This is a genomic window from Inquilinus limosus MP06, assembly GCF_000767795.1.
GTDB classification, from domain to species: Bacteria; Pseudomonadota; Alphaproteobacteria; order DSM-16000; family Inquilinaceae; genus Inquilinus; species Inquilinus limosus_E.
In genome coordinates, this window is the sequence record NZ_JANX01000264.1 from 1 (window position 1) to 8325 (window position 8325).

General features: G+C 62.0%; 8 protein-coding genes. 7 read left to right on the plus strand and 1 reads right to left on the minus strand.

The features are described from left to right. Positions 1-736: sugar phosphate isomerase/epimerase family protein (locus tag P409_RS19445; protein ID WP_052120960.1), on the plus strand; the 736-nt coding region annotated here is incomplete at its 5' end. 180 nt (positions 737-916) lie between these two features. On the opposite strand, the gene P409_RS39005 is transcribed toward P409_RS19445, so the two are convergent. Beyond that, on the minus strand, positions 917-1087 hold the full coding sequence (locus tag P409_RS39005) for a hypothetical protein (protein WP_161790428.1): 171 nt from the start codon (positions 1085-1087) through the stop codon (positions 917-919). Positions 1088-1644: 557 nt separating this feature from the next. Between P409_RS39005 and P409_RS38070 the strand changes: the two genes are divergently transcribed. From P409_RS38070 to P409_RS19465, 6 genes are all read left to right on the plus strand, one after another. Then, a complete protein-coding gene (locus P409_RS38070; RefSeq protein WP_152613441.1) occupies positions 1645-2394 on the plus strand; it encodes a hypothetical protein in 750 nt (249 codons plus the stop codon). A 91-nt stretch (positions 2395-2485) separates the two neighbouring features. Then, entirely contained in the window at positions 2486-3073 is a 588-nt protein-coding gene (locus P409_RS38075) for a hypothetical protein (protein WP_152613442.1), read from the plus strand. After that, positions 3066-3824 carry a hypothetical protein gene (locus tag P409_RS38080; protein ID WP_152613443.1) on the plus strand — a complete coding sequence of 253 codons (759 nt, stop codon included), beginning with the start codon at positions 3066-3068 and terminating at the stop codon, positions 3822-3824. The genes P409_RS38075 and P409_RS38080 overlap by 8 nt, the downstream gene beginning before the upstream one ends. A 391-nt stretch (positions 3825-4215) precedes the next feature. Next, complete coding sequence (locus tag P409_RS19455; protein ID WP_034841857.1) at positions 4216-4605, plus strand: DUF4280 domain-containing protein; 390 nt, start codon at positions 4216-4218, stop codon at positions 4603-4605. Continuing rightward, entirely contained in the window at positions 4602-7577 is a 2976-nt protein-coding gene (gene tssI / locus P409_RS36295) for a type VI secretion system tip protein TssI/VgrG (RefSeq protein WP_152613444.1), read from the plus strand. The genes P409_RS19455 and tssI overlap by 4 nt, the downstream gene beginning before the upstream one ends. Positions 7578-7594: 17 nt before the next feature. Further along, the gene (locus tag P409_RS19465) at positions 7595-8191 is read left to right on the plus strand and encodes a hypothetical protein (RefSeq protein ID WP_034841862.1); all 597 of its coding nucleotides are present in this window, start codon (positions 7595-7597) and stop codon (positions 8189-8191) included. Positions 8192-8325: the final 134 nt, after the last annotated feature.

The window sequence follows — 8325 nt, forward strand, 5'->3', positions numbered from 1 at the left end:
GGGGGTGGAGCTGCCGGTGCGCCCCGGCTACCAGGTGACGCCGGAGACCGCGGCTTCCGGCCTGCCCGCCGCCGCCCGCACCCTGGCGGCGCGCGGCCTGTCGATCCGCAGCATCGCCGGCCCGGTCGATGAGGCCACGGTCGCCGCCTGCGGCGAGGCCGGGGTGCCGATGATCCGCATCTGCGTCGCGGTCGACCCTGCCATGGGCTTCCGCGCCACGGTCGAGGACTGGCGCCGCCGCTTCGACGCGCTGCTGCCGGCGCTGGAGCGGCACGGCGTGGCGATCGGCATCCAGAACCATTCCGGCGCCCAGATCGGCAGCGCCGCGGGCGTGCTGTACCTGATCGAGCGCTACGACCCGAAGCATGTCTGCGCCGTGCTGGACATGGCACATTGCGGCGTGGCGGGCGAGCCGACGGAGCTGGCGGTCGACATCCTGTCGGGCCGGCTGCGCCTGGTGAACTTCAAGAGCGCCTATCAGCGCCGGCTGACCCCGCCGGAGGAGGACGCGGTGTACAAGGTGCACTGGACCACGCACCAGCACGCCGCCTATTCCTGGCGCGGCTTCGTGCAGGCGCTGCGCAAGGCCGGCTATGACGGCGCGTATTGCCTGCCGGCCGAATACAGCCACCCGAGCGGCCAGGGCCAGCGCATGGGCGACGAGGCGCTGCCGTTCCTGAAGGCGGATGTGGCGTATTTGGAGGGGTTGTTGGGGGAGGCGGCTACGACTGGCTGACAGTGAAGACCTAACGCGCCGGACGCGATGGGTAGTGTCATAGCTTCATGGGAGCGTCGGGCCTTCGTCATCCTTGGCGCCATTTGCCTCCAATCCGGATAGATTAACCGGCACTGCGGTGCGCTGGTTACGATGCCCCTTGTAATAAGTCCCCAAAAGGTAGCCGTTTAAAAAGTCTCCCTATTGCTGGGTCTTGCTTTGAGTGTTAATCGTCGCAGAAGGTGAGAAATCAATATTCCCGACCGCAGCGCCGCCGGTCGCATTGCCGTTTCCATGCACCTCTGCGGTCCCCCCGCACCCAGCCAGAAGCAATGCAACAGCAATCGTTGCCAATATGACCTTTGCCATCATCTCCTCCTACATTACCTGACCGAAGACACCACCCGTCATTGGCGACCAGCACTGACATCCTGCGCCTATAGGCATTGGTTGCCAGGGGCACATGCCCATTTGCGTGACGCAACGGTTGGACATCGGCCTAGTTGCGGGAGTTTGGTTCCCAACCTGAAAACCCGTATATCCGCCAGCATCAACGCGCGTGACTGGGATGGTTACATTCAGGCCTGTACCGCCGCTTGCATCTCCCTCAACTGTAGATGCATCCCCGCCGCAACCGCCCAGGACAAATATCACAGTGAGCAACAAAATTACTCTCATTGAAATAACCCTTGAAATAAGATGTATAAGATAACCGATTCCGCTTCGGCGTGCAATTGGCCCAACCTGTACGTGTTCCAAGCGTCCGATATCCAGCACCTGCACCCAAGCCGAGCGCCCCTGGTCTGGAAAATAAGTCTGACGAGGTGAGTGAAAAGATCTTGCGCACGGGCCTTCGCCTTATCTCACACGAGTCTCTTGACAGACTGCCTGCCTCGTGTATTCGTTTATTCGTGTATCGCGAGGTGATGATGGCGCTCAAAGATCTAGTCGCATCAAAGGCATCCCTCACAGAGGAAGCAATCGAAGAGATTGTTTCCGACTACGTCCGATTTGACGTCGACCAGAAGACTGTGTTCCTCACACCGGAGAGCCACAAGCTCTCCAACAAGGCTAAAATTTTAATCTATTTGACCGCCCTGCAAGGGTGGCCGTTCGTGATTGACGAAATTGTACCCTCAGACGCAAAGCCTTCTGAGATTGAAGATCACACTGGCATTCCTGGAGGCACATTGCGACCAATTTTGAAAGAACTCAAAGATCGGAAAATTATATTTGAGAAAGGCGGAAGATACTCAGTTCATTCAGCCGCGCTTCGAACCATAAAGTCGGAAACCGATGGGCCATCCAATGGCACACGGGAACGAAGACCAAAGCGGGTATCCCAAAAACAAAAGGATACCAGTTTCTCTATTAGTTCCTTAGAATCCTCCGATTCTGATATTCCTATATTATCAGCAATGCCTAAAAAGAGAGACACACGCAAGGCGGCTTCACCGATCAATTTAGCCGCTCGCTTTCAATCTTGGATCGATGAAGGCTTTTTCAACGAATGGAGAACGTTGTCCGACGTTCAGAAACGCTTTCACAGAGAGGCGATAATCGTCCCTCAGACAAGCATTCCAAAATATTTACTTTCGGCCGTCCGATCAAGACAACTTGAGCGAGACAAGAAGACTATTAATGGCCGAAATGTTTGGGCATACCATAAGACTAAATAATGTCACTCGACTTTCAACAATTTACTCATCTTGCCACATATAAGGCTATGCGTCAAAAGCATCGCTTGCATTCACTGGGAAGAGGCACGTCATGGCGGATATCGTCAGAGTCCGGCTACGGTCTGGCGGAAGCGAAATTGAGGTTGAGGCCTCATCGCGGGCCGATGTTGATGCCCTTTTGGAGAGATGGTGGCTTCCTTCGATAGCCAGTACACCCGACAGCTCTGTAGCCATCGCTGGCGGTCCGCGCTCGGGGGAGGACCAGGCAATGCCACGGACGCGAGCTCGGAGCGAGAGAAGCATTCGCGCCGATGCGGGTTCGGCCAAAGAGCCAGAACAAAGTTTCGACCCAAATACAATTGCAAACGAGATAAAAGATCATGCTCAGGCTGCTCTCATAGAGACTAAAATCGTCCATCAGACGGGCGACTGGTATAATAAGATCGCATTCGTACTTTGGTTCGTTAATCAACCGATCACCTCGGGACAAATTCATAAAATCCTCTTAGCTTTACATGTCCGGTGTGATTTACCAACAATCTCAAAAGCAATGAAGAAAAATATATCAAAATTTATAACACCTAAGCAACGACAGGCGGGAGGTAATACTCCTCCAACCTACCATCTCTCGGCCAGAGCGAAGGTGGACTTTGAGAAGTGGTTGTTCACAAATGGATGATGAAATCTCGGATTTCGCCCATGGATTAGCAACCCTCGATCTTACCGAGTTAGAATGCGCGATTGGCTTGCTTTGGTTTCTTGAATCGACAAGGAGAAGCCATGAGGCTAGCCCGCGAGAACTTGGCACCCTAATGCATGACCTCTCGCTCCGTGGCCAAGTCAATATCTCCCGACTCGCAGGCCGGCTCGCAAATAGCCGCGATGTGGTGAAAGGAAAGGCTGTCGGAACATATAAGCTGCGCCTCGGTCGCAAGGATGCGCTTGCAGAACGATTCGAAGCCTTCTTGACGCATAAGACAGCTAAAGTGCAACCGCATATCGTCGACCCCAGCGATTTCGTTGGGACTCGGCGCTACCTTGAAAGCCTTACCAAACAGATCAATGGGTCATACCAATACGGCTTCTACGACGGATGCGCAGCCTTGTGCCGGAGGTTGATGGAATCGCTTCTCATCGAAGCGTTTGAGCAAAATGGTCACGGATCAGCGATAAAGCAGGACGGACACTATGTTCAGCTCAACGAGATAGTTGGAATGGCGAACTCCGGAAAATATATCAAGCTCAGCCGTGGTTCAGGACGAGAGATTGAGATAATAAAATCAGTTGGTGACACCGCCGCACATAGCAGAAATTATTCGACAAAGAAATCAGACATCGATGATCTAAAGCACGCATTCAGACGAATTGTTACAGAACTCGCCCATCTGGCAAAAATAGAACCCAGGAAAGATCCGCAAAATGAACCTTGAATCAAATTAATTCGCAGAAAAATACTCCCACGCGATTATCGTGTATATGTGCAGAGATCTTTCTGTCCGTGACCCTCAATTGGCGCCTTTTCCAGCAACTGCTCGCGACCGGCACATCGACCCAACGCATCATCGCCGCCGCCGGCACGCGCCTCCATCCCCCAAGAAACCCACCGCATCCCCCCCATATGGATGATGCGCAGCCGCCCCGCGCCTGTCACCCTTTCAGGGTGAGCTGACGGCTCTCTCCCCGCCCCCGGGGCCCGCGCGCAGGCATAACGATGAATTCACACTCGGGCTGACAGATTGAGCCATCGGCATTTCCCACCACCGCCCCAGGGCGTTCGCGGCACGGCGCCATAGCGGCGGCCGGGCCGGGAGGATCGGCAGCATGCCCCTTCAGGTCGTCAACACGGCGCAGCTGGCCTGCAGCTTCGGCACCACCCCGTCGGTGCTGACGGTGCTGCCGGTCAACCGGGTCAATGCCGGCCACCAGCCCGCCGCGACCATCATGGACCACCAGCCGATGGTCAACATCAATCCCTTCGGCCTATGCGTCAGCCCGGCCAACCCGCAGGTGATCGCCGCCACCGCCGCGGCGCTGGGCGTGTTCACGCCCCAGCCCTGCCTGCCGATGACGCTGGCCCCCTGGGCGCCGGGCGCGGTGACGGTGCCGATCGCCGGCCAGCCGGCGCTGGACAATGTCTCGACCTGCACCTGCGCCTGGGCCGGCATCGTCTCGGTCATGATGCCCGGGCAGACGGCCGACTTCATTCCGTGAGCACGGTCATGGATTTGGCGGCGGCGGACAGCAGCCAGGAGGAGAGCCCGCAGAAGGACGCGCTGATCCAGCTCGACATCGGCAACGAGCGGCAGGACGTGCTGCTGGTCACCGGCATCATCGGGCAGGAGGCGATCTCCCGCCCCTTCCTCTACACCCTGTCGATGGTGTCGAAGGCGTTCGACATCACGCCCGACCGGATGCTGGGCCGCACCGCCGGCTTCCGCATCAAGTACCACGCCTGGAACACCGACGAGGACACCCGGACCGATCGCGGCTTCAGCGGCTTCATCAGCTCCTTCTCCGCCGGGGAGCTGGTGCCGTCGCGGCCGGAACTCCGCGTCTATTCCATGCGCGTGGTGCCCGGCTTCGCGCTGCTGGACCAGGGCGCCAACTGCCGCATCTTCCAGGACAAGGACGTGCTGCAGATCATCGACGCCGTGCTGAAGGAGGCGAACCAGGAGCGGTTCCGCGGCCGGCTGACCCTGAACTACAGCATCCGCGTCCGCTCCAGCGAGAAGTTCCCGCCGCTGCAGTACTGCGTGCAGTACAACGAGACCGACTTCAACTTCGTGTCGCGGCTGATGGAGCAGCACGGGCTGCATTATTTCTTCCAGCAGACCGATACCAGCCACAAGCTGATCATCGTCGACGGGCCGCCCTATGACGTGAACGAGGCCTCGCCGCTGTCCTTCGTCACCTCCAAGGATGCGCGCGGCCAGCTGCATGGCTGGACCCACGGCTTCGACCCGCAGCTGAGCCGCTGGGTCTATCGCGACCGCGAGTACCGGCGCAGCCCGGCCCTGTCGGAGGAGGAGCAGGACACCGTCATCCCCGAGGCGGCGGCGGCGCTGCAGGGCGAGCACTACCAGTATCCCGGCGGCTTCGCGACGCTGACCGTCCCCGGCCAGACCACCGGCTACGCCAGGGGCCTGGTGCGCAACCGCATCGAGGAGGACGAGACCCGGTATGAGACCTTCTCCGGCGCCTCGTTCAACGTGCCCTTCGCCGCCGGCACGCGAATCCGCATCATCAAGGTCGCCGAGCAGCAGGACGAGAAGCGCATCCCGGTCGAGGAGGAGAAGGAGTACCTGCTGACCTCCGTCTCCTTCACCGCGACCGAGAGCGCCTACACCCAGGAGAAGGCGCTGGAGATCCTGCTGCGGATCCTGAAGGACGCGGCGAAGGACGGCGGGCTGGCCGGTCTGGGGCCGCTGACCGACGCCGCCAAGGCCAACCTGCCGGACGTGAACAAGACCATCAACGAGCTGCCGCGGCTGGGCAGCCTGGTCGGCGCCTTCTTCGGCGGCTTCGCCGGCAAGGCGGCCTCGCTGCTGCTGGACGTGCTGCCGGAGGGCCTGCTGCAGGCGCTGTCGCATGTGCCGATCATCGGGCCGTGGGTCAAGCCGCCGGAGAAGCATCCCTACAGCAACAGCTTCACCGCCTCGCCGATCCTGCCCGGGCGGCAGTACCGGTCGCCCAGCATCAGCCGCAAGCCGCGGGTGCCGGGGCCGCAGACCGCGACCGTGTTCGGCGACGTCGACGACGAGGACGTGGCGACCGACGAGCTGGGCCGGGTGCGGGTGAAGTTCGACTGGGACCGCACCGCGCCCGGCGGGCCGCGGCCGGAGACCAATTCCTGCTTCCTGCGCGTGGCCCAGCCCTGGGCCGGGCCGAAATGGGGCATGCAGTTCCTGCCGCGCGTCGGCGAGGAGGTGGTGGTCGACTTCATCGACGGCGACCCCGACCGGCCGCTGATCACCGGCCGCGTGTACAATGCCGAGCAGGAGCCGCCCTTCGACCTGCCGAAATACCGGCTGCGCAGCGGCATCAAGACCCGGTCGGTGCCGCTGCAGGAGGAGGAGCGCGCGCGGTTCCACCTGCAGCGCTTCGACGACACCCGCGGCCATGAGCAGCTGCTGCTGCGCAGCCAGGGGCGCACCGACGTCACCTCCTTCGGCCCCTATTACGAGACGGTGCATGCCGACCGGCACGCGCTGATCGGCGGCCGCGACCCGAAGACCGGCAAGTCCGGCGGGTCGCTGGTCACGACCGTGGGCGGCGAATCCGACCTGCATGTGATGAAGGACCGCTACGAGGCGGTGGACGCCGGCTACCAGCTCAGCGTCAAGACCGACACGATCTTCGACCTGCAGGGGAACTGGACCACGGTCGCCGGCGGCGCGGCGACGCTGAACGCGACCTCGGTGGTGATCGAGGCGTCGATGAAGATCACGCTGAAGGTCGGCAGCAGCTTCGTCGTGGTCGACCCGGCCGGCGTGTTCATCAGCGGGCCGATGGTGCAGATCAATTCCGGCGGATCGCCGGGCAGCACCTCGGATGCCGACGTGACCGAGCCGCTGGACGCCGCCATGGCCGATCCGGGCGACCCGGAGGACTGGATCGAGAAGCACCCGCCCTGGAGGGGCGGCGGCGGGCGCAGGCACCACACCGCCAGGGCGCGGCACGGGCTGGCGGTCACCGCCAATGCCGACGGCACGCTGCAGGTCGGGCCCGGCATCAAGGTCGCCGGGGACGCGGCCTATCAGGACACGGTGGTGCAGCAGCTGGCGCTGATCAACGAGACCGCGACGGGGCGGGCGATGATGGACGACCACAACGCCACCGGCCGGACGATGACGATCCGGCCGCAATCGCCGCTGCCCAACCCGCCGAACGCCTTCGCGCGGGCGACCGACGACACCGCCGCCGGCAACGGCACCGGCTCGGATTCGAATGTCGACTACAATCCGGAGCAGTGGCCGAACCCGGTGAACGCGCCGAACACCCCCGGCGACGCCATCCTGTTCCACGAGATGACGCATGCCCAGCACAACTCGCACGGCACAAGGGACATGACGGAGCGCGACGACAATTTCGACACCAACGAGGAATTCAACACGATCGGGCCCGAGAACCAGTATCGCGACGAGCGCGGCATTCCGCGCCGCGCCGATCACCACAGCCTGTAGCGCCGGAGACGGGGAGCATGACGGTCGAGATCGAGGATGCCGGGGGCGACGTGGCGCTGGACTGCCAGCCGTCGCGCGAGGGCGACGAGCTGGTGTTCGCCTACACGCTGACCAACACGGGCCGCGGCGACATCTACGTCCTGGACGCGCTGCCCGAGATCGACCCGGAGACCCGCCAGGCGCGCGTCAACCTCGACAGCGCCGTGATCACCCGCGGCGAGGACGACTTCGCCCATATCCTGCGAGGCATCGCGCCGCTGCCGAAGGACCGCACCGTGTCGGTCCGCATCATCCCGCTGGCGACCAGGCTGCCGCCGGGCGGCATGCTGGAGCGGCGCCTGACGGTCGACATCCCGCTGCACGAGACCGGGCCCTACCACCCCGACCTGCCGATCGGCAGATACCGCCAGCGCGACATCCGCGGCGTCATCCTGACGGCGCAGTACCTGGCGGCCTCGGCCGAGGGGTTCGGCGCCACGCCGGTGGAGTTCGCGCCCGGGCTGTTCCGCGTCTTCGCCAGGAACACGGCCGGCGCGGCCGAATCCGTCTCCTGCCGCTTCTCCACCCGCGGCCTGTCCATCCTCGTCCGCACGGATGATTTTCCGCGGCCCTGAGACCTCCGTCCCAGCGCCGGCGACGCCCCTCGCGGCCTCCCCGACGTAATTTGACAGCCCCCGGACCCTGCGCTACGGTCGTTTGTGTACAAACAATAACCGCCGGGGAGCGTTTCATGTCCATCCTTCTGAAT